This is a genomic window from Alistipes sp. 56_sp_Nov_56_25, assembly GCF_001915285.1.
Taxonomy (GTDB): domain Bacteria; phylum Bacteroidota; class Bacteroidia; order Bacteroidales; family Rikenellaceae; genus Alistipes; species Alistipes shahii.
This window is the reverse complement of sequence record NZ_MNQF01000001.1, coordinates 228363-250626: the sequence shown is the minus strand read 5'-3', so window position 1 is coordinate 250626 and position 22264 is coordinate 228363. Positions and strand designations below refer to the sequence as shown.

Here is a 22264-nt window from a genome sequence, read left to right as displayed (position 1 = left end):
CTGAGCATCCGAGATCCCCAGGTCCTTGTACAGAACCGCAGAAACCATGTTCAGAACCACAAACGGAAGCCCCATCGCAAAGTACAAACTCGGAACCCATTCCAAAGGAGAATGTTTAAGATGACTAAGAGATTGCATAATACACAACTAAAAGAATGCTTAAAACATTATAAATATACGGATTTCATCCGATATGAACAACTTTTTTATATGTTTTATACTAAATCACAATAGGTTATTACTTATTCTGATATAGTGCGACAATCGCGAAATACAATCTTGTATTTTAACAAAGAAACCTGTTCGAAATTTTTTGTATCTTGTGATAGGTTATTTGAAATGCGGTATTTGAACGCAATAGGCTGAAAATAGACTGTTGTCTTCTCTACTGTATAAAGAATGTAACGACTCGATAAATCGAGTCGTTACGCTCTTTCAATCCCATAGCAGAATGGGATTCAGCTGCCACACACGAACCGTCGTTCCCGACGGACAGGCAACGCTTATTTTATCCGCTCGAAATTAGGGCAGACTCATCTCCACCCAGTTCATACCCGGGTCACCGATCTGCTGACCACCCGAAGAGTGGACGTTGATTTCACCCAGCATGCTGTTGCCCGAAGGAGAATGATCCTTGATAATCTGACCTGCTCCGTCGTTGAGTTTCCAGTAGCCTACCAGACCTTCCGAATCCACCGGAACGGAGTAGAAGTGGTTTTCGGCATTGATCTCCTCCTTGGTCAGCGTGCGGTTCCATACGCGCACCTCGGCCATATAACCGGGGAAGAAACGGTCGGCGTTGTAGGCATAACCGATCCAGAAAGCACGGTTGTAGTCGCTCTCGGAACCGCCGTATGCCACACCTAGGTTAAAACCGGAGTAATTGGAGATACCGGTTCGATACAAAAGTTCTCCGTCAATGTAGAAATAAGCGAAAGTATCGTCCCACGTCACGGCGACATGGTACCAGCGATCCAGTTCGGAGAGTTTCAACTTGGTATCCGTACGGTTTCCGCCTTGCATGGCCAGCTGAATTTGGTTCCAAGGCACATTGACGTCGCCCAGGCGGAGGAGGAATTTACCCTCGACACCCATGATGGTCGACAAAGATCCGGATACGCGCGTCTCCTGAATATTGACCAGCGCCTCCATGGTGCCGTTCTTCAAGCTGTTGAGCGCTCCGCCATTCTTCAAAAACGGGAAATAGCAGCGCGAGCGGCGCATGTCGGCCACACACTCGATCAGACCCTTGGGCTTCTGCGTAATATTGATGTTGACCGTCAGCGCCTCGGAGTTGTCGGGAGCGTTCTTCTCGGTGAGCACGACATCGCAGCTGCGAGCAGATCCGTTAACCAGAGCCTCCACTGTGAAGTGCAGGCCGCTATCGTCGGCATTATTATAGGTAAACCAGCCCGTCGCCCCCTCGCTTACCGTCACATCGAACTCGACATTGGCCGTTACCGGAATATCGAGTGTCTGAGCCTCCACATCTAGGAAATAGGCCAACTTCTCGGGCTCGATCTTCGACTTGGGAAGCTGAGTTACCTTCAGCACGGCTGTGCCGTTCTTCACACCCTTGATCGTCACGGTAGCCTCACGCGGAGTCTCACCGTCGTTCTGGGCCATGGAGAAATAGGCCGTCACGTCGGTCTCGGCGCCGCCCTCGGTGGGGCGGGCAATCGTATAGGTCAGCCACCCCTCGGTCTCCGATACGATTTCGGCCGTCAGGTTGCGATAGTTGACATTCGTCGTCAACTCCACGGCCAAACGCTCCACAGCCGTATAAGCCAGGCGCATTTCCGACTTCGACGTGATTTCGATGGTCTCGCCAGTTTCGCCTTTCTCGACGATCTGGAATTCGACCTCCTTACTGCCCATCTTGAAGACGTAGTTGGCGCTCCGCTCCTCCTCGGTCTCATTGGGATCCACCTCGAAGACTATCTCGGCACCGTCTTCTCCACTCGTAGCCGACGGCGTCACGAAATCGGACTCTCCTTCGAGCGTCCACGCGCCCGAGCTGGTAACCAGCACCGTCACCTTGCCGCCTTCGCAGGACAGGATGTTCGCCCCATCGGCATAGAAGAGTTCGAGCTGCTCCTCGGTCTCGGAGGCCTTTTTCTTGAGCGTAATCTTGAAAGACGCGGTCTTCTTGCCGCATGTGAACGTATAGGTGAAGACCTGGTCTTCCTCCTTGTCGTTGGCCTTCACGGTGAAGGCCACGATGTCGCCATCCTTGCCCTTAACGGCCGAAGGGAGCACATAAGCGTTCTCGGCGCCTTCGAGCGTCCACGCGCCCGAGCTGGTAACCATGGCCGAGACATCGCCGCCCTTACTCCCCACAACGCCTTCCATCGGCGAAACGGAAATCTTGTCTTCGGTAGTCGAAGGATCCACTTTGTCGTCGCTGTCATCGCAGGCTCCGCAGAGTGCGAGCGCAGCAGCGGTAAAAAGAAATATTTTCGAAATTTTCATATCTTGTCGTTCAGGTTTTAAGGATTTGTTCATTACCAGCGAACCGGAAAACGGCTTCGCCCGGTTCCGACCGAACGATCGGCGGCATCCCGGCCGAAGCCGGAACGCACGACCGAGTCGTTCGTTTTCAAATTAGTTGATCGGGTGCGGTGCGGGATCGTATTGGCCCTCGCTGATCTTGTTGTAGACATTTTTGGGATCGCGTACGCTCTGCTCGTAGCAGCCCTCTGCCACGTTGCGGAACTGCCGGAGCGAATGCGAACGGTTGTTGCTGACCGTTCCGGTTCCGGAAGGATCGAATGCGAACCACATGATCCAGCCGTAACCCTGATTCATCAGTGCCTTGGCTCCAGACGACGAGATGGAGTAGCCATAGTTGAGTTGGATAGAGTTGCCGGCACATCCGCTCAGTCCCATACCGTTTACCGGTCTTGCCGAACCGCCGTAGTCGGCGCAGACGTTGTCAATGAATTCAGACGGCTTATGCTCCACACCGTCGATGAATACCGAAGGCAGAGAGGACTGGATATAGCCCAAGTAATAGAGGTGTACCCAAGTCTCCCAGGGGCACAATTCCTTCATCGCCTTTTTGGTCTCGTAGCAGAGACGGGCGGCCTGCTGGGAGCTGGGGCCTGCGAACCATTTTCCGGATCCGTAGTAGAGCGAATACTCGTCATCGAAACCGATACCATCGAGTTTATAGTCGAGACAGATTTGAGCCAGCTCCTTACCGAACTGCTCACAACCCCAGTCGCTCAAACCAGCGATGCCGGCCTGGTCGTGGTTGCCCAAGATGTCGAGCAACACCTTGATACCTTTCTTACGCAGCGGCTGGAGCAGTTCCTCCGAGTTGTCGAGTAACGCCTGCACGTTGGGGTTGGCATTCATGTAGACCTTCTGCTTCGAAGCATCCCAGTTGATGTTGCCAGCGAATAGCACGACAGCATCGAAAAACGGCTGACCGTCCTCCAAAATGTACTCAATGGCGTTGAGCGGGTTGCAGTCGTTCACCTCGAAATAACAGATGTTACGGATCTTCTTCGAACCAATGCGCGAAACTAGGAAGTCAACGTATTCAGCCTCATCTTTAACGACGATACCCTCCGTTTGGGCTACGGCCTGAAGGGGAACCATGTAGGTGGTTACATACTCCAGATCGGAAGCACTCGGCGTGAGCGTTACCTCGATCTGCGCAGAGGTTTCACCGGCGGGGATAGTCATCACGCCGTCGTTCGCAATGGTGCAGAGTTTCTCGGGGAATACGACATACTCGGTAGCGTGGTCGAAGTTGTACTCTTCGACATGGCGTTCGTCGAAGACGAGCTTCACCTTGGTCTCAACCATAGCGGTCTTCTCCAGCGTGAAGGTCAGGGTTTTCTTGACGGGCTCCACGGCATCGTGAGCGAACTGGATGTTCAGATCATCGGCCGTCGAGAGCGAACCGGCGATCTCCTCGCCCGGGGTGGGATTCTCGCTGCCGGCCTTCTGCGACACGGCGATCTTCGCAGTCTTCTCACCCTCGCTGGACGTCACGACGATCTGCCCCACACGGGCATCTCCCGTATTGTCCTTGGCGTTGACCGTCAGCTTGTCGCCCTGCTTCTCGGCCGTCATCCACTCCTCGGGGTAGGAGAACGTCCAGTCGGGTGCATTAGTCGTAACGGTCAGTTCAACGGCCTTGTTGCCAGTAGCCTCGAACCCAATGGGATCCGACGGCGAAATGCTCAGTACGATTTCACCTACTTCAAGCCCCTTTTGGTTTACGTTGATGTTGACGGGTTCGGCGTTACCGGCCGTAATCGTGATGCGGCCCGGACGTACGGACTCCGTGGTATTAGCCTGGGCATTCACAGTTAGTTTGTCGCCGTCCTGCTTGGCGACGATCCACTCACCGTTCTTCTCGAATGCCCACGACTTGGCGTCGGTCTTGACGGTCAGCACAACGTCCTGATTGTCGCCGGCCTTGAACTCAATAGCAGACGCAGGTGTTACCGACAGGGAATTCTTTTTGTTCACATCATCGTCATCGTTGCAACCGACGAGAGCCCCCGATGAAATGGCGAACATACCCGTTAAAAGCATCAGAAATGACTTTCTTTTCATGTTTGGTTGATTAGGTTAATTAAAAAGGTTAAATTAAAGTTAAGGAATTACGATTCTTCAGGTAATAAATCTCTCACTCTTCGGGAAGCGCGACGCTCTGCCAATTCACTTCGCGCTCGGTCTTCAGATCGAAGCCGTTGCCGGTATAATCCTTGACGGTCTTACCTTTCGTATTGTCGTCGAACTTCCAATAAGCCACCAGTCCGTCTGATGCGGGATCGATTTTGTAGAAATGGTTCTCGGAAGCGATCTCCTCGGCCGTCAGGGCCTTGTTCCAGAGGCGCACTTCGCCCATCATGCCGTCGAAACGACGCTCGTAGAACAAGTCGCCGTCCGACTGGAGGCGGTACGAGTGGCCGATCCAAAAGCAGCGCTCCTTGCCGTCCGTCTCGTCGGAGTGCGGAATGGCGAAGTTGATCTTGTCGATGATCACGGCATGCCCGTCGGTACCAGATACTGAAGCCTTGACCGTATCCTTCAGCTTGCCGTCGATATAGACGCAGATAGTGCCACGATCGAATGTGACGGCGATATGATGCCAAACGAACAGCTTGAGGTCATAACGGCTGTCGGCCTCGGCCGGAATCTTCCCGCGTGCAGGCGAGGTCTCCTCCTCCGAAACCTTCTTGGCGAAGGCCACCTGCAACTGGTTAGTCGGACGGCCGTCGTCGCCCAAACGGATGAGGAACGTATCCTCGATGCCCATAATTGTCGAGATCTTGCGGTCGAACGAGTTGGCGTAGACGAGCGCTTCGAGCGTGAAGGTCTCCATGTCCTTCACCGCCTCGGTATCAGCCGTCCACTCGGGCCAGGCGCAGTTGTTCTCCATCTCGGCCACGACGTTGATGAGCGCGGCCTTCGAGAAGACGAAGTAGACCGTCCGGGCGCTTTCGAGGATATTCATGCCGTCGGCCGACACGATGCGTACGGGCAGCACATAACGCTGCTTCTCCTCGATGGGCAGATTGTCCAAATTCGTAAAGGCGAAGGTGAGCGGCGCACTCTCCACCATCCCGGCCGTGATGACAGTCGAATTATCCGCGAAATCGTAATAGCCGCCGTTGGCAGGGAGCAGTTCGGCCGTTGGATCGTCGTAGAACATCCGGTAGTGCTCCAACAGACCGGGAGCCTCGGCGAACGTGACCGTGATGTCGCGCTCCCGGGGCTGGGCCATGGCGACGGTAACGTCGCAGCTCTCTTCCCGGGTCACGTCGAGGTTGTCCCGTTTGATAAACACGTCGTCGGTGAACGACGTGGCGGAGATGAACACCTGATTGCTGAAGTGGTGTTTGCCCTCCTCATCCTCCTTGCAGCCCATGAATACGGCTACCAGGAGCAGACACAATGCGAATCCTAATTTATTTTTCATCGTCGTTTTTATTTTCGGGATTGTTTTCGGGCTCCTCTTCGGGCTCGGGGTTCAGGATGCCGAGCGCCTCGCGGATTCTCTTGTATGTTGGCGTATTGAAATAGTCTTCCTGTGCGTTCGATGCGCAGAGCCCCAGCTTATCGCACTGTACAGTCTGGGAGGTTTTCGGATCCATCACCCACTGCGCGGCCACCTGGAGCGAAGCGCCCACCTGAGCGTCGTCGCCACCGTCGGCGATCGACGGCACGGAGGCTTCCAGCACGACCCGGTTGCTCGGAACACCCTCTTCGAGTTGGTCGCGCACCATACGGGAGATAGCCACCGACGACGAGGCACCCTCAGTCAGGATGATGACGTAGTCACACTCCGCAAGAATCGTCTGGTTCTCGATGCTCGTGATGAAGGCGGGGTATCCGCGGAAGAAGAGTAGCTTGTTGGGATTGTCGCGGCGCCACGTGTCCGCCGCCAGGACGAACGGAGCTGCGGCGCTGCTGTCGTAACCGCCCAGATAGGAGACGACGATGCCGTCGAATCCGTATCGGGAGCAGGCCGCAAGCTGCTTTTCAGTCTCGGCCTTGCAGTACTCGGCGAACTTCTCCTCCGTATAGTCGTCCTCGTGCTCTGTACCGAAAGATGCCTCCTTCATGGCGTCCCAGGTACTGCGGATTGTCGTATAGTCCACGACGTTGAGCGTGCGGGTACCCTTCTTCGAACGTACTTCGGCGATCTCGTCCGACAGCGCCGGATGCAGGTCGTCGACGTCGGTCATGAGCAGGTAATCCACACTGTCGGGCATGGACATCGGATGCTGGTTCTGCCGGTTCGGAGCGGTCGAAGTTCCCCGGACGATCATCATCGTCACCAGGTGTTCGCCGACCTTGAAATCCCGGAGCGATGTCAGAAAAGCCGGATCATTCTGATTCATCGGCGGCAGAAAATCTTTGTGTTCGGCTTCCGTCCAGTCGCTGCACGAGGCCAGCAGGGCCGCCGCGGCGAAGAACGGAATGAATATGCGTTTCATGTCGAATTTCGTTTTAATGGGTTAAACGGTGTGTACGGTTATTTGACGGCCGGATTGCAGTCCCACCACATGCGGGTTGCCATGTTATCGGAGCCACCAAGCATCTCCACAGCCTTGGCGTAGTTCTCCGGGTTGTTGGTCGCCTCGTCCGCAGGATAGGACATGCGGCGAGCGCCGAGCGTAAGGTTCCGGATGCCCTGCGAGTTATTGCCCACGGCAGACTCCATGGCCGGAATCAGGTGCGGAAAGCCTGTACGGCGGAAATCAGCCCACGCCTCGTTGCCAAGATGGAAGTTGGCGATCCACTTCTGGATGATGATGCGCTCCTGCATCTCCTCCTTCGAGGCGCCGTCGTTCCAAGCCACCCCCAGCTGGGAGAGCTGTGTAGAATAGGAGGTCGCACCGCCGTTGGGGTCGGTGTAGGATTCCGGAAGAGTGGTGCCGACAAGGTATTCGTCGACGCCCGCAACACCCCACTGTTCGAACGAGAGGCGGACGCCCTGCTCGTAGAAGGTCTTAGCGCTGCCACCCATGTTCCAGCCGAACACGCCGACGGCTTCCGCCTTCAGGAAGGCCACCTCGGCGGCATTCATCCACTGCAACGGAGTAGCCATGCCATCTACGAAGTTGACGCCTGAATAGAGCAGCCCCACAGTGCTGAGCGCTGGAATGGCGATACCACGACGCATGCCCACATACTCAAGGGCGTTGTCCCCGGAGAACTGTGCCTTGCTGAAATATTTCTCGCGGCGCGGATCCTCATAACCGTTCATGTAGCAGATGATGTCGGCTGCAGCATGCGAATCGCCGCCCGTCACCGACCCAGCTGGGGAGTTGTACATGCATGCCGTATAGAGCGGATTGCCGTCCTTGCCGAAGGCCAGGGACGAAAGCTGCGCATTGTCTGCGTTCGACTGCATGACACCGACAGAGTGCGCCACGGCCTGTTCGCCCAACTGCTGCGGAGAGAGGCCCTTCGAGCTTACGAAATCGGTGTATACCACCCGCATGGCCAGCCGCAGCTTCATCGAGTTGGCAAAACGGCACCATTTCACGGCTGTGCCGTCGAAGACTTGGTCGGTCGTGCTCGTGATGCTCCTGTCGATGTTCTCGTCCAACAGGGCGATTGCCTCGTCCAATTCATCGAACATCTGCGAATAGACCTTGGGCTGGTCGTCGTAAGCCACCTGGATCTTACCGGTGCTTCCGATCTCGGAATAAGGAATCGGGCCATAAGTGTCCGTCACACGGTTCAGGACGCAGACCTTCACGATCTTGAGGATGGCCAAAACGAGCGGATCCTCCGAAATCCCCTCCACGTTCGACATGTTACTGTACAGTTGCGGGATGACTTTGTCGCTGTACATGAACACGTTCGTCCAGTTGTCGGTCGGGTTGTATTTGGAAATGGTGTTCGTCCAGCCATTGTTCGCATCAGCGTAATAACCGCCCTGCGTACTGCCCAGCAGACAGTCAGTGAACTGCGCCGTATTGACATCCGTCGAGACGACGGTCCCGAACATGGCAGAGAGTCCCGAGGCGATGGCGTAGTCCTTGGCCTCCATCTGCTCCTTGTCCACCTCGTAGGGATTGCTGTTGATGTCGAGGTAATTCTTGGTGCATGCGCCCAGAACGCACACAACTGCGAAGGAGAGCGCCGCTTTTATCAATTTGTCTTTCATCGTGTCGCTGTTTTAGAATTTGAGACGGAGATTGAATCCTACGTTGCGCAATGACGGCATCATGAAGTAATCAATACCTTGATAGTAGTTGCCCGTCGTAGCGATGCTTTCTGGATCGAACGGAGCCTTGTTGTAGAGCATCCACAGATTGCGGCCCACGATAGAAACCGTAATCTCGCAGACGTTACGCAGCAGCTTGCGGGGAATCGTGTAGCCAATCGAAGCCTCCTGCAACCGCACGTTCGTGGCCGAGTAGGTGTAGAACTGCGGGATGGAATTGCCGCCTGCGATGGCCGAATACCAAGTGTAGGCATCCACCACGTCGCCGCCGTTGAGCGTCACGCCTCCGGCATCGCGCGCCGCGGCCGTAACCTCTGACACGCCGTATTGATCGAGCATGGCCTGCGTACGCGAGTAGACGATGCCGCCCAGACGGGCCGAAATCATGAAGCCGAAGTTCAGGTTCTTCCAGCGGAAGTCGTTGCGCCACGACATGTTGACATCGGGCAGTACGCTGCCCAGCTTGACATACTTATTCACATCCTGGATCGTCTCCGTAGCTACATTTCCGTTCTCGTCGATGTAAATGGCATTGTTCTCGTCGTAGCGCAAATCGCGGCGGGAGTAGAGGTCGCCCAACGTACCGCCCTCCTGCAGTAGGAACTGTGCGTCGCCCAGACCGCCCATGTTGAGCCGGTCGATCGAGAAGCGCTCGCCCGTAGCGTAGTTGATGACGTTGTTGGCCAGCGAGATGATCTTATTCTGATTGGTCGACAGGGTGTAGTTGGTATCCCACGTGAAGTCGCGCCAGGTGTTCCGATAACCCAATGCCAGCTCGATACCCTGGTTACGGACGTTACCCGACTGGATGATGATCTTGGAGAAACCCGTACCGCCCGAGATCTGCGGGTCGAAGGTCTGGTTCGACGTATGCGAATTGTAGTAGGTGAAATCGAGGTTGAAATGCTTGAGGAAACGCATCGTCAGACCCACCTCGAACGACTTGGTGCGCTCGGGCTTGAGGTGATAGGCGGGATACTGCGTCTGCGTGTTCCACGACAGGCCGCTTTCGTTCCACGAATAGAGCGGGTTGGCGATGTAACGCTCGAAGGCAACGCCCACCGAGGCGAACGAACCGCGCAACTTGATATAGGAGAGATTTTCAGGCATGTTGGGAATGAGCTGCGACAACACGACCGAAAGTCCGACCGAAGGATAGAAGAACGACTTGGCGTTCGAATGCGGACCCGCCAGTTGCGAAGGCCAGTCGTTGCGGCCCGTAAGGGTCAGGTAGTAGGTGCCCTTGTATCCCACCTCGGCCGAAGCGAAGATCGACTGCGTCTGCTCACGCCAGCCTTCCTGCTTACGGACGGTCTTGGTCGAATTACTCAAGTTCTGAATGTTGAAGACGTTGGCCAGCCCCTGCTTCTCGCCCGACGTACCGTCGGCAATGGGGCCGCGGATCTTCAGGGCGTCGTTCTTCATATCCGAGAACGAAGCACCGATGTTGGCCTGCAACGACCAGTCGTCACCGAACGTTTTATTGATATTGAGCAAAGCATCACCATAAACCTGGCGGTCCATCGTCTTGGTGACGCCGTAAAGGCCGTTGGCGGACTGCTCGGTGAGCTGCACGTTCGAGGAAGCATACATCTTTTCGGTGTAGGTGTTGTGCGAGTTGTCGATGCGGATGCGGCCTGAAACATTCAGCCAGTCGAGGATGTCGTACGACAGCGCCGCGTTGAGCATGTAACGATCCTTACGGTTCTCGCGCAGGTTGCGGTAGTTCGCCCAGTAGGGGTTCTGCATGGTGATGGAGCCGTCACCCATCGGCCAGTACTGTTTCGAAATCTTGTCTATGGGATCGTAGCGCTCATACATTTCGATATCCGCCCAGTCATCGCCGCGCGGGAAGAGGTAGGCTCCCGTCAGAGGGTTGTTGTAGATTCCCTGATTGATCATGTTGCAGTCTTCCTGCAATATGTAGCTGGCTCCTACGTCCAGTCTCATCTTGTCGTTCAGAAAAGAGGAGGTGTTGCGGAACGTGAAGTTGTAACGGTCATAGCTGTTGTTGGGCACGATGCCGTTGGAATTGATGGCCGCGGCTGAAAAATAGGTCTGGTTCTTCTCCGTTCCGGTCGAAAGCGAAACGCTCTCGGAATTGGCTACGCCGGTACGGAAATAGTCTTCGCGGGGATCGTAGCCGTATCGGTTGGCGCGGTTGAGCCGCTTACCCCAGCTGTAACTGGCCACGTTGATCGGCGTAGTAAGGTTGCCCGTACCGTACCGGTTCTGGAACTCGGGAAGAACGAACGGAGTCATGATCTCAACACCGGCCGTCGCAGTGACGGAGAGCTGCCCCGCCTGTCCCTTTTTCGTTGTCACGACGATGGCGCCGTTGGCCGCGTCCGAACCGTACAGTGCGGCCGCAGCAGCGCCCGTCAGTACGGAGATCGACTCGATGTCCTCGGGGTTGATGTCGGCGATCGGGTCGGTCGTGCCCTGCGAACCGAATTCGGTGCTGCCCTCCTGGGCTTTGGTGAACATCGGCACGCCGTCGATCACGTAAAGCGCATTGGAGGTCTGCGAAATGGACTTCATACCGCGCATGATGACCTTCGAAGCGCCGCCGACGCCCGCCGACGAGGCGTTGATGTTCACACCGGCCACCTTACCGTTGAGCGAGTTGATGAAGTTGGCGTCCTTGTTGGCCGTGATGGCATCGGAATTCACCTGCTGCACGTTGTACGACAGGGCTTTCTCGGCACGTTTGATACCCAGGGCCGTAACGACGACCTGCTCGACCTCGATGGACGAATTGGACAGCGTGATGTCGAAAGTGGTGCGCGAGCCGATGGGCACGACACGGGTTTCGTAGCCGATGAAGCTGACCGACAGTTCGGGGTTGTCGACCGAGGCGGGGACCGTCAGGGCGAAGTCTCCGTCGATGCCGGTGGTCGTTCCGACGGTCGTGCCCTTGATCAGAACGGTGGCTCCGATAATGCCCAGGCCGCCGGAATCCTTCACCACGCCCGAGATGGCCGTCGGCCTCGCTGCGGCGACGCGCTTCGACAGCACGATGTTGGGAACCGTGATCTCATAGGTGATGTCCGTGTCCTTGAACAGCAGCGGCAGCACCTCGTTGAGAGGCTTCGAATCGGCCTTGATCGAGACGATGCGTTTCGTGTCGATTTCGTCCGTATAAAGGAAAAGATACTTGGTCTGCTTTTCGATTTCGTTCATGACGGTCTTCATCGGAACCTTCGTCATGTCGAGCTTCACCGCGATTTTCTGCGTTTGGGCCACGGCGGGCGCACCGCACAGGAACACGGCGAGAATTAGAGTAATCAGGCATTTTATCTGCCTAATACTTAAATTTTTCATAAGTTTGCTGATTTAAGATCAATAGGTTAGCAATCCGAATCACTGTTTATCTCCCGCCGGCGGACACGACCGTGTCCGGACGCGTCGGCGGTGCAGCATAAAAGTGTCTTGAGGCAGAGGCGGTTTATTCCATAGAGTCGGTTTAGATTTTAGTTATTTTTATGTGGATCGTATTCGTCTCGTCGTCGCGCGTATAGGAGAAGTTATTGGTGATCTGGAGCAGCTTCAGCGCATGGTCCACACCGTCCGACACGCGGATTTTGCCGTGGTACTTGAGTTCGGGCATATCCTCGGGATTGTCGATCGTGATCCGGACTCCGTAATAGTTCTCGAATTTGCGGATCACCTCCGTGAACGACAGCGTGTTCAGGTTCATCAGCCCGTCGACCCAGCGGAAGTCGTCCGGATCGGTTATCCGGTTGAGTTTGAGATGTCCGTCGACCAGGTCGATCTGATCGTTGGGCGAGAGAATGAAGGATTCGCCGCCGACGAGGCGGTTCGAGATTTTCAGCCGTCCTTCGAGCAGCGCCGCCGAGAAATCGGCGGTCCGGGCATCGGCCAGGATGTTGAATTTCGTACCCAGCACCTCGGCATCGCAGGCGAATGTTTCCACGATGAACGGACGGCTGGCGTCGTGTTCCACCTCGAACATGGCCTCGCCCGAAATCTTGACCCGGCGTGTCTTTCTGGAAAAGATCGAGGGGTATTCCAACTTGGCGCCCGAATTGAGCCATACGGTCGTCCCGTCGCTCAAGGTGACGGACATGCTCTGCCCGTTGGGCGCGGTAATGGCCATCATGTCCTGGGTACGGCGTTCGAGAATCCGGTCGGCCATATAGTGGCCCAACCCGGCGCATGCGAGCAGCACGGCCGCAGCCGCGGCACTCCATTGAGCCGTTCTCTTCCAGAGCGAAACGGTATGTCTGCGGATACGGGGCTGCGCCTCTCCGGCCAGGATATTGAGGTTGGAAATATAATCGAGCCGATCGAGATACCGCTGGTTTTCCGTTGACGCGTCCAGCCAGTCGAGCACCTCGACGAGTTCCTCCTCCGAGGTCTCGTTTCTCAAGTATTTCTGCAATAAAAGATCGTCCATGTGTTCGTGTTATATAGTAATAACAAACACACGGAGGGGGTAAGTAGTAAAAAATGCAAGTTTTTTTGAAAAAAGATCGGAACGGACTCCTGACAGCCCTGCGGGGCGCTATTTCACCATCGGGACGAGAGTATCAGGGTGATCAGCACGGCCGGGAGGTAATCCTTCAGTTCGGAGCGCATCAGGTTGAGCGCCCGGCGGATTTCGAAATTGACATGGCTGACGGAAATTCCCAGTTCGGCGGCGATCTCGCTGTATGTCATATTTCTGATCCGGCTTAACAGGAATACGCTGCGGGTCATTTTCGGCATCTTGCGGACTGCCTGTTTCAGGATGGCGCGAATCTCTTCGGAGAAGAGCAGGTCGGGATCGCAGGCCGACAGCGAGCGCACGTCGGCCTGAAGCCGGCGCGTCAGCGTCGAATGCATGTCCTGTTCGGCCTTGCGGTGGCGGATTTGGGCGTTGAGGTGGTTCAGGCAGCGGTTTTTGACCGAAGTGAGGATATAAGCCGGCACATTGATGTCCGCCGGCAGGGTTTCATGCATTTCCCAAAAGGTCATAAAACTGTCCGACACCAGGTCTTCGGCGGTCTCCCGATCGCGGACATAGCGGTATGCCAGGGCGATAAAACGGGGCTTGAATTCGAAAAATAACTTCCCGAATTCCGTGGAGGAGATGCTGCCTGTCTTGACGTCTGCCATTTGAAGTCCCGTCTGTCCGGTACACGAAAATACCGGCGAACCCGATTCAGGATTCGCCCATCAAAAATTTCCCCCCCCCGATAAAAATCGGATTGGGAGTCATTGATAATGTTGTATTTACCAAATCATTCAATTTCCGGATGCTTTTGTCGGACAGGAAACCGTCGGTGGTTCCTATCATCGACAAAGATAGCAATAAAAGTGATAATTGAGCTGTTTGCGGTGAAATAGTTTTCCGATACGGAGTGGCCGAAACGGCCCGGACGACAACAAAAACGGCCCCGGAACCGCTTTGCGAAAAGAGCGGACGGATGATTTCGCCTATATATATTATCGGTATAGGACGTCGGCCGGATTTCCGCCGCGCCCGGAACGCCGTCCGAGGAGATTCCCGACGACCGGACATGCCCGGTTTGCGGCGTCGGCAAGAGCAATTCCGAAGAGGTCGAGGAGCAGCCCGGAAAGCGAGGCGCAGCCCCGAAAAGGAGCGCCCCGCGGCATTTCGGAGAGCCGTTTCAAAAAAATCGGGGGGGGTATATAACCTTCGCCGATTTTTGCTATTTTTGTCCGTCGCGCACGGTGCGCGGTCAAGAATCAAATCAATACAATGATGAAAAAAATCCTATTCCTGATGGCTGCAACGGCCATGATGTGGGGGTGTGATGCAGTAAAGGCACAGACCCTCGAACCCGAATTCGAGGGAGAGGTCGTCGGCGTATTCCCCGACGGCTCGTCCAAGAAGCTCGAAAAACACAACGTGCGGATGCGAACGGGCGCCGGCGTCTACATCGCCGGATTCGCAGCCAGCAAATCCAAAACAAAAGTACTCGTGGAAGGCGGTTCGGCCAGCGTGCGGTTCGACGCAGCGCAACCGATCGCGCTCATCGTCCGCGCCAAGGACAATAAGGCCGACCCCATGTCCATCGTGCGCGTCTTCCGCATGAAGAGCACCAAGAAAAACCGGTCGGCGGTGATCTCGGCCGTCGGGTCGTTCTCGGTGAACTCCAACACGATGGACTACCTGCGGTTTTCGGCCGAGAAATACGGCGAAAGCTCCTACCGTCTGACCTTCGACGAACGCCCCGCAGGCGAATACGGCATCATCGTCTCGAACCCCAACAACGTGGACGAGAAGATGGTGATCGTCTCGACGTTCGCCATCGACGGCGGAGCCGCGGCGAAAGAGTAAGCCGGAACCACACGGTTCCGAACAGTACGGTGCAGAGCGATTCTGCACCGTTTTCGCTTATCGCGGAGCAGGTAAAGAGCCCGTGAGAATCGAAACGTCTTCGGTCAGTGCGGTGCAGATGTCGTGCATCGTGAAGAATCCCCGGATGGGTAGTCCTCGGCGGACGTCCCATTCGGGGATTCGAGGGATGTGCGGCAGGTGCGCCGCAATCATCGAAAACTAATTGATGTTGGGCAGGAACGAATAATCCTTCGCGTAGCCGAGCATCTGTCCCACGTAGTCGGCCGGGTAGGAGATCTTCACGTCGACGATCCTGCCGTCCTTCTCCACCAGTTCGTATTCGGGATTGACGAAACCGCCGTAAGGCTCGATGTCGAGCGCATAGTAGCGGTCGCAGACCTCCTTGTGCAGCTCGGGATCGACCGTGACGGCATACTGCTCGACCAGCGCCTTGCCGGCTTCGTAGTCGCCCTCGGACTTGATGCGCTGCACCTCGCGGAGCATCTGGCCGAACAGGTCGCGCAGTTTGCCGAAGTCGTTGACCACGGCGTAGGTCTTGCCGTTCTCCTTCACCAGCTCGATCACCTTGTCGGCCTTGCCGCGCTCGTAGCACCACTCGCAGATCAGCTTGCGGTTGCGCATATGCGACTCCTCGACGTTCTTGCCCGGCTCGATGCGCGCCAGCTGGGTCATCATGCCGTTGAGGATATACTTGGCATAACCCGCCTTGGCGACGTCGAGCGAGGGAATCAGCCCCAGTTCGACCAGCTTCGGATCACCCAGGTAGTAAAGCCCGAACAGGTCGGCGCGGGTCTCTTCGAGCGTCGAGCCGTAGCTCTTCAGCTCGCCGCCCTTGACACCCGGAGCCAGCTGGCCCGAGCCGTGCCCCAGGCACTCATGCAGGTCGGTGTGCAGGTCGTCGGCCAGCTTGCCGTACCGCTCCATCCGCTCGCGGTCCTCGGCGCGGAGCACGAACTCCTCGTTGAAACCGTTGCCGTGAGCAGCCATGTCGTAGGCATAGGTGATGTTGTCGATGGTGACCGACTTCGAGCCGTACTCCTTGCGAATCCAGTCGGCATTGGGCAGGTTGATGCCGATGGGCGTCGCGGGATAGCAGTCGCCGCCGAGCATCGCCACGGTGATGACCTTGGCCGAAACGCCCCTCACGACCGGCTTGCGGTAGGCCTCGGCCACGGGCGAATGATCCTCGAACCACTGGGCGTTGTCGGAGATCACCTCCGTGCGGTGGCAGGCCTCGGTGTCCATGAAGTTGACGTTGGCCTCCCACGAAGCCTTGCGGCCCAGCGGATCGCCGTAGTCCTCGATGAAGCCGTTGACGAAATCGACGTTCGAAACGGTGTCCTTCACCCAGCCGATGTTGTAGCGGTCGAACTCTTTCAGATCGCCCGTCTTGTAGTAGCTGACGAGCGCCGCGATGTTGGTCTTCTGCGGCTCTTTGGCCACGGCCTGCGCCTTTTCGAGCCAGTAGACGATCCGCTCGATGGCCGGCGAATACATGCCGCCCAGCTTCCAGACACGCTCGCAGATGCGTCCCGCGTCATCCTTCGTCAGCTGCGAGTTCAGGCCGTAGGAGACCGGCTCGGGATTGCCCGCATCGGCGGCGGCCATGTCGGCGTAGAACGCCTCGGCCTCGGCCTGGCTCACGTTGTGGTAGTAGTTGCTCGACGAGGTGAGCAGCAGGTCGTCGCCGGCCTTCTGGTTGAGCTTCGTCGGATAGAGCGCCGGATCGAAGATCGCCCGGCAGACCTCGCCGCGCAGGGAGTTCAGGGAGCCGAACTTCTCCTCGGGGATGGTCTCGATCGCGTCGAGCAGGTAGCCTTCGGTGAATTCGGGCACGAACTTGTCGTTCGAATAGTGGTGGTGGATGCCGTTGGCGAACCATACCTTCTTGAGATATTTCTCCAACGCCTTCCACTCGGCCGTCGTGCGGTCGCCCTTATAGTTCTCGTAAACCGTCTCCAGCGTGCGGCGCACGGGGAGGTTCACCGGGCAGTTCTGGTCGAAAAGAATGTCGCGGCCGCATTTGGCAGCCTCGGAGAGGTAATAGATCAGCTCCTTCTCTTCGAGCGGCAGGGCGTCGAAACCGGGAACTTCGTAACGGATGACCTTGATGTCGTCGAAACGGTCGACGATCCACGGCATATCGCCCTTGGGGCCACCGCCGCACGAGGTCAGTGCGGGAATGATGAGTGTCATAGATACAATAGTAAAAAGCTTTTTCATGCTCGTTCGAAATTAGTATTCCTACAAAAGTAATGCTTTTTCTGCGATTTTCCTTCTTTATGTCTGCGGGAATTTCTACCTTTGCCCCGCAACTCGTTTCAAGAAAGAGATGAAAGTATTTACAAGCGTCAAGGAACTTCGCGCCGAACTGGACCGGACGGAACAGTCGGGTATCGGCTTCGTACCCACGATGGGCGCCCTGCATGCGGGCCACCGCTCGCTCGTGGAGCGCGCCCGCAGGGAGAACGCCACGGTCGTCGTGAGCGTCTTCGTGAACCCCACGCAATTCAACGACAAGAACGACCTGCGGCACTACCCCCGCACCCCGGAGGCCGACCGGCGCCTGCTGGAAGAGGCCGGCGCGGATTTCGTGCTGATGCCTTCGGTCGAAGAGATATATCCCGAGGAAGACACCCGGATTTTCGATTTCGGGCAGATCGACAAGGTGATGGAGGGTGCGACGCGCCCCGGACACTTCAACGGCGTGGCGCAGGTCGTCAGCCGCCTGTTCGACATCGTGCGCCCGGCACGCGCCTACTTCGGGGAGAAGGATTTCCAGCAGATCGCCGTGATCAAGGCGATGACGGCCCAGTTGAAACTGCCGGTGGAGATCGTCGAATGCCCCATCGTCCGCGGAGAGGACGGACTGGCGCTCTCGTCGCGCAACACGCTGCTCGACGAGGCGCACCGCGCCGCAGCGCCACACATCTACGCCACGCTGCGCGCAGCCGTGGAGAAATCGCACGAAATGACGCCCGCCGAACTGAAGGCATGGGTCACGGCAGAAGTGGAGCGCAACCCGCTGCTCAAGGTCATCTACTACCAGTCGGTTGACGCGCTGACGATGCAGGAGGTCGCCGCATGGAGCGACTCGGAGCGTATCCAGGGCTGCATCGCCGTACAGGCCGGGGAGATCCGTTTAATTGATAATATCTGTATCCGATCATGAAATTCCAGATTGAAGTCATCAAATCGAAGATCCACCGCGTAACGGTCACGCAGGCCGACCTGAACTACGTGGGGAGCATCACCATCGACGAGGCGCTCATGGAAGCCGCCAATGTGATCGAAGGCGAGAAGGTCCAGATCATGGACATCAACAACGGAGAGCGTTTCGAGACCTACACGATCAAAGGCGAGCGCAACAGCGGCTGCGTGTGCTTGAACGGCGCCGCGGCACGCAAGGTGCAGGTGGGCGACGTAATCATCATCGCATCCTACGCGCTGATGGATTTCGAGGACGCCAAGCAGTTCCGCCCGTGGATCGTTTTCCCCGACACGGCGACCAACCGGCTCGTGAAATAACGCGCCCCGGCGCGGCGGCAGGCCGACCCGACACAAAATCTCCCCGAAAAGGGAGGTTTTTTCGTTTAATCCGTTATCTTTGCAGAAGATAACCCCTGCGGCGGCCGCGCGCCCCGGCCGGTCCGGACGAATCCGCCCGGCTCACCGGATAGTTCCGCCGCCGCAGGGCCAAGCACTTTTCGATGGACATAACCCTCTCCATAGCCGCTTTCGCGCTCTCGATACTGGGCATCATCGGCTGCATCGTACCGGCCCTGCCGGGCGTGGCGTTGAGCTACGCCGGACTTCTCTGCGCCTGGTTCACCTCCTACTCCCAGATGACCTCCGGGGCGATCTGGCTGTGGCTCGCCGTGACCGTCGCCGTGAGCGCCGCCGACTATTTCCTGCCCGCATGGATGACGCGGCGCTTCGGCGGATCGCGCTCGGGAGCCATCGGGGCCACGGCAGGCGTCTTCGCCGGGTTCTTCCTCTTTCCGCCCGTGGGGATCATCCTCGGCCCGTTCGCGGGCGCCGTGCTGGGCGAACTGCTCAACGACCGGAGCGACGTTCCGAAGGCTTTCCTCGTGGGATTCGGGTCGTTCCTCGCATTCGTCGTCGGCACGGGCGTCAAGCTGGCCGCCTCGGCAGGCATGCTGATCCATGTCGCGGCCGACACCTACCCCGCTCTCCGGGACTGGTTCGCAACCACTTTCTAAAACATATCGCATATGAAAAGGTTTCTACTACTAACGGCGGTCATCCTCGCGATGCTCGCTTCGTCTTGCAGCAAATACAAGTACGAAACGGTGTCGGGCGATCCGCTGAAAACCCGGATTTACACGCTTCCCAACGGACTGAAAGTCTATATGAGCGTTATGAAGGAGCAGCCCCGCATCCAAACGGCCATCGCCGTGCGGGTCGGCGGCAAGAACGACCCCGCCGAGACGACCGGTCTGGCACACTACTTCGAACACCTGATGTTCAAGGGAACCGAAAAGTTCGGAACGTCCGACTACGCCGCCGAGAAACCCATGCTCGACGAGATCGAACGGCTCTTCGAGGTCTACCGCAAGACCACGGACGAAGCCGAGCGCGCGGCGATCTACCACCGCATCGACTCGATCAGCTACGAGGCTTCGAAGATCGCCATTCCCAACGAATACGACAAACTGATGGCCGCCATCGGCGCCAACGGGACCAACGCCTTCACGTCGCAGGACATGACCGTTTACGTCGAGGACATCCCTTCGAACCAGATCGACAACTGGGCTAAAATCCAGTCCGACCGCTTCCGCAATCCCGTGATCCGCGGATTCCACACCGAGCTGGAGACCATCTACGAAGAGAAAAACATGTCGCTGACGCAGGACGGCCGCAAAATCTGGGAGGCGATGGACGCCGCGCTCTTCCCCAACCATCCCTACGGCACGCAGACCGTGCTGGGAACGCAGGAGAGCCTCAAGAACCCGTCGATCACCAACGTCAAGAACTACCACAAGACCTACTACGTGCCCAACAACATGGCCGTCTGCGTCTCGGGCGACTTCGATCCCGACCAGATGATCGCAACGATCGACAAGTACTTCGGCGACATGCAGCCCAACCCCGACCTGCCGAAACTGGAATTCAAGCCCGAAGAGCCGATCACCGCGCCCGTGGTGAAGGAGGTCTATGGCCCCGAGGCCGCGCGCGTCATGCTGGGCTGGCGGCTGCCGGCCGCAACGGACCCCTCGAACGACGTGGCGGACATCGTAGGTTCGGTCCTCTACAACGGGCAGGCAGGCCTGATTGACCTCGACCTGAACCAGCAGCAGAAGGTGCTCTCGGCCTATGCCTACGCCTCTGCGCAGCCCGACTACGGAATGTTCCTCATGGATGGCAATCCGAAAGCCGGGCAGTCGTTGGACGAAGTGCGCGACCTGCTGTTGGCCGAAGCAGCAAAGATTCGCGCCGGAGAGTTCGACGAAGGGTTGATCGAGGCTTCGGTCAACAACTACAAGATGCAGCTGATGAAGGAGTTCGACAAATACGACCAGCGCGCCATGTTCTACGTCTACTCGTTCATCTACGGCAAGGAGTGGGCCGACGACATCCGCCAACTGGAACGCATGGAAAAGATCACCAAGCAGGATGTGGTGGACTGGGCCAACAAATACCTCGGTCCCGAAAGTTACGCCATCGTCTACAAACGCGAAGGCAAGGACCCCGGTGAGCAGAAGATCGCAGCCCCGAAAATCACGCCCATCGCCACCAACCGCGACGCGCAGAGCGTATTCCTGACCGAAATCCAGAACACGGAGGTGAAACCCATCGAACCGGTGTTCGTGGATTACAAGAAGGACATGTCGCAGTTCGAGGCCCGCAAGGGAATCGACGTACTTTATAAGAAAAACGAGTCGAACGACATCTTCACACTGACCTATGTGTTCGACACGGGCACGGAGAACGATCCGGCGCTCAATCTGGCGTTCGACTACCTGGGCTACCTCGGTTCCGAGTCGCTGACGGCCGAGCAGATTGCCTCGAAGATGTACGGCATCGCCTGCTCGTTCTCGATGCAGGCCGACCCCACCTCGTGCCGCATCTCGATTACGGGACTGGGAGAGAATATGGCCGAAGCCATGGAAATCGTCGAGGGACTGCTGAACAAGCCCAAGCCCGACGAGGCGATTCTCGCCAACCTCAAGGCCGACATGATCAAGAGCCGCGCCGACGCCAAACTCAACCAGAGCCGCTGCTTCGGCGCCCTGCAAACCTACATGTTCTACGGTTCCGACTTCATCCGCCGCACGACGCTCACCAACCCGGCGCTCGAAGCGATGAGTTCCGAAATGTTGTTGGCGAAGATAGGCGAACTGATGGACAAACAGCACAAGGTGTTATACTACGGCCCGCAGTCGGAGAAGGAGGTGACGGAGGCGCTGGCCATGCACCACAAAACGTCTGCGGAGCTTCAGCCGCTCGACAAGAAGCACCTGCAACTGCTGCCCACGGACGAAAGCAAAGTGCTGATGGCCCAATACGACGCCAAGCAGCTCTACTACCTGCAATATGCAAACCTCGGCAAACAGTTCGACGTCGCGGCCGACCCCGAAATCACGCTCTACAACGAGTATTTCGGCGGCGGCATGAACTCGGTCGTCTTCCAGGAGATGCGCGAGGCACGCGGCCTGGCCTACACCGCGCAGGCCAGCATCATGCAGCCGAACTACGCCGACACGAAATACGGCTACATGGCTTTCATCGCCACGCAGAACGACAAGATGCAGATGGCGATCGAAGCTTTCGACGAGATCATCAACAACATGCCCGAATCGGAGACTGCGTTCAAAATCGCCAAAGAGGGACTGATCTCGCGCCTGCGCACCGACCGCACGGTGAAGGAACAGGTGCTGTGGAGTTTCATCGGACTGCGCAACCTGGGCCTTGAGGAGGACCGCGACAAGCAGATTTTCGAAAAGGTGCAGGCGATGACGCTCGCCGACGTGAAGGCCGCGCAGGAGAAGTGGGTCAAGAACCGCAAATACGTCTACGGCATCCTGGGCGACATCCAGGATCTCGACCTCAACTACCTCAAGACGCTCGGTCCGATCCGGACCGTCTCGCAGGAGGAGATATTCGGGTATTAAACCGGCAAAAGATGTTCCAAAAAGCCCTTTCCTTTCGGAAAGGGCTTTTTTCAGGCAGTCCGGACAAAGAGGAGGCGCAGCGCGCTCCCC

General features: G+C 57.1%; 15 protein-coding genes. 6 read left to right on the top strand and 9 right to left on the bottom strand.

The genetic code is table 11. From position 1 onward, the window contains the following. Window positions 1-522: 522 nt before the first annotated feature. The 8 genes from BHV64_RS00855 to BHV64_RS00820 form a co-directional block, all read right to left on the bottom strand. A complete protein-coding gene (locus BHV64_RS00855) occupies window positions 523-2472 on the bottom strand; it encodes a LamG-like jellyroll fold domain-containing protein (protein WP_015547849.1) in 1950 nt (649 codons plus the stop codon). Between the two features lie 132 nt (window positions 2473-2604). Then, window positions 2605-4488 carry a BACON domain-containing protein gene (locus BHV64_RS00850; RefSeq protein ID WP_288115477.1) on the bottom strand — a complete coding sequence of 628 codons (1884 nt, stop codon included), beginning with the start codon at window positions 4486-4488 and terminating at the stop codon, window positions 2605-2607. A 160-nt stretch (window positions 4489-4648) separates the two neighbouring features. Further along, complete coding sequence (locus tag BHV64_RS00845) at window positions 4649-5944, bottom strand: DUF1735 and LamG domain-containing protein (protein ID WP_022062561.1); 1296 nt, start codon at window positions 5942-5944, stop codon at window positions 4649-4651. Then, window positions 5934-6965, bottom strand: coding sequence for a glycoside hydrolase family 18 (locus tag BHV64_RS00840; protein WP_288115476.1), 1032 nt, complete (start codon window positions 6963-6965; stop codon window positions 5934-5936). Before BHV64_RS00840 ends, BHV64_RS00845 begins: the two co-directional genes overlap by 11 nt. Window positions 6966-7003: 38 nt before the next feature. After that, entirely contained in the window at window positions 7004-8647 is a 1644-nt protein-coding gene (locus tag BHV64_RS00835; RefSeq protein ID WP_138265852.1) for a SusD/RagB family nutrient-binding outer membrane lipoprotein, read from the bottom strand. Window positions 8648-8659: 12 nt separating this feature from the next. Next, the gene (locus BHV64_RS00830; protein WP_418414518.1) at window positions 8660-12031 is read right to left on the bottom strand and encodes a SusC/RagA family TonB-linked outer membrane protein; all 3372 of its coding nucleotides are present in this window, start codon (window positions 12029-12031) and stop codon (window positions 8660-8662) included. Window positions 12032-12173: 142 nt separating this feature from the next. Beyond that, on the bottom strand, window positions 12174-13127 hold the full coding sequence (locus BHV64_RS00825) for a FecR family protein (protein ID WP_022062564.1): 954 nt from the start codon (window positions 13125-13127) through the stop codon (window positions 12174-12176). A gap of 113 nt (window positions 13128-13240) precedes the next feature. Further along, the gene (locus BHV64_RS00820; protein WP_149887089.1) at window positions 13241-13828 is read right to left on the bottom strand and encodes an RNA polymerase sigma-70 factor; all 588 of its coding nucleotides are present in this window, start codon (window positions 13826-13828) and stop codon (window positions 13241-13243) included. Between the two features lie 354 nt (window positions 13829-14182). Between BHV64_RS00820 and BHV64_RS13315 the strand changes: the two genes are divergently transcribed. Next, window positions 14183-14491 (top strand): rubredoxin, encoded by a 309-nt coding sequence (locus BHV64_RS13315; protein WP_371300289.1) that lies wholly within the window; start codon window positions 14183-14185, stop codon window positions 14489-14491. Beyond that, entirely contained in the window at window positions 14439-15017 is a 579-nt protein-coding gene (locus tag BHV64_RS00810) for a hypothetical protein (protein ID WP_240047980.1), read from the top strand. The genes BHV64_RS13315 and BHV64_RS00810 overlap by 53 nt, the downstream gene beginning before the upstream one ends. Before the next feature lie 219 nt (window positions 15018-15236). On the opposite strand, the gene BHV64_RS00805 is transcribed toward BHV64_RS00810, so the two are convergent. Continuing rightward, window positions 15237-17261 (bottom strand): dipeptidyl-peptidase 3 family protein, encoded by a 2025-nt coding sequence (locus BHV64_RS00805; protein ID WP_441294225.1) that lies wholly within the window; start codon window positions 17259-17261, stop codon window positions 15237-15239. Between the two features lie 109 nt (window positions 17262-17370). Between BHV64_RS00805 and panC the strand changes: the two genes are divergently transcribed. The 4 genes from panC (at window position 17371) to BHV64_RS00785 (ending at window position 22174) form a co-directional block, all read left to right on the top strand. Beyond that, window positions 17371-18210 carry a pantoate--beta-alanine ligase gene (gene panC / locus BHV64_RS00800; RefSeq protein WP_147620593.1) on the top strand — a complete coding sequence of 280 codons (840 nt, stop codon included), beginning with the start codon at window positions 17371-17373 and terminating at the stop codon, window positions 18208-18210. After that, window positions 18207-18566 (top strand): aspartate 1-decarboxylase, encoded by a 360-nt coding sequence (gene panD, locus BHV64_RS00795; protein ID WP_015547859.1) that lies wholly within the window; start codon window positions 18207-18209, stop codon window positions 18564-18566. The genes panC and panD overlap by 4 nt, the downstream gene beginning before the upstream one ends. A gap of 182 nt (window positions 18567-18748) precedes the next feature. Next, a complete protein-coding gene (locus BHV64_RS00790) occupies window positions 18749-19261 on the top strand; it encodes a DUF456 domain-containing protein (RefSeq protein WP_015547860.1) in 513 nt (170 codons plus the stop codon). A gap of 12 nt (window positions 19262-19273) precedes the next feature. Next, complete coding sequence (locus BHV64_RS00785) at window positions 19274-22174, top strand: M16 family metallopeptidase (protein ID WP_288115472.1); 2901 nt, start codon at window positions 19274-19276, stop codon at window positions 22172-22174. Window positions 22175-22264 lie beyond the last annotated feature (90 nt).

Coding starts and splice junctions, on each gene's coding strand:
- BHV64_RS00790 (WP_015547860.1), top strand. CDS start 18,749: ATGGACATAACCCTCTCCATAGCCGCTTTCGCGCTCTCGATACTGGGC.
- BHV64_RS00825 (WP_022062564.1), bottom strand. CDS start 13,127: ATGGACGATCTTTTATTGCAGAAATACTTGAGAAACGAGACCTCGGAG.
- panD (WP_015547859.1), top strand. CDS start 18,207: ATGAAATTCCAGATTGAAGTCATCAAATCGAAGATCCACCGCGTAACG.
- panC (WP_147620593.1), top strand. CDS start 17,371: ATGAAAGTATTTACAAGCGTCAAGGAACTTCGCGCCGAACTGGACCGG.
- BHV64_RS00835 (WP_138265852.1), bottom strand. CDS start 8,647: ATGAAAGACAAATTGATAAAAGCGGCGCTCTCCTTCGCAGTTGTGTGC.
- BHV64_RS00830 (WP_418414518.1), bottom strand. CDS start 12,031: ATGAAAAATTTAAGTATTAGGCAGATAAAATGCCTGATTACTCTAATT.
- BHV64_RS00820 (WP_149887089.1), bottom strand. CDS start 13,828: ATGGCAGACGTCAAGACAGGCAGCATCTCCTCCACGGAATTCGGGAAG.
- BHV64_RS00805 (WP_441294225.1), bottom strand. CDS start 17,261: ATGAAAAAGCTTTTTACTATTGTATCTATGACACTCATCATTCCCGCA.
- BHV64_RS00855 (WP_015547849.1), bottom strand. CDS start 2,472: ATGAAAATTTCGAAAATATTTCTTTTTACCGCTGCTGCGCTCGCACTC.
- BHV64_RS00785 (WP_288115472.1), top strand. CDS start 19,274: ATGAAAAGGTTTCTACTACTAACGGCGGTCATCCTCGCGATGCTCGCT.
- BHV64_RS00840 (WP_288115476.1), bottom strand. CDS start 6,965: ATGAAACGCATATTCATTCCGTTCTTCGCCGCGGCGGCCCTGCTGGCC.
- BHV64_RS00810 (WP_240047980.1), top strand. CDS start 14,439: ATGAAAAAAATCCTATTCCTGATGGCTGCAACGGCCATGATGTGGGGG.
- BHV64_RS00845 (WP_022062561.1), bottom strand. CDS start 5,944: ATGAAAAATAAATTAGGATTCGCATTGTGTCTGCTCCTGGTAGCCGTA.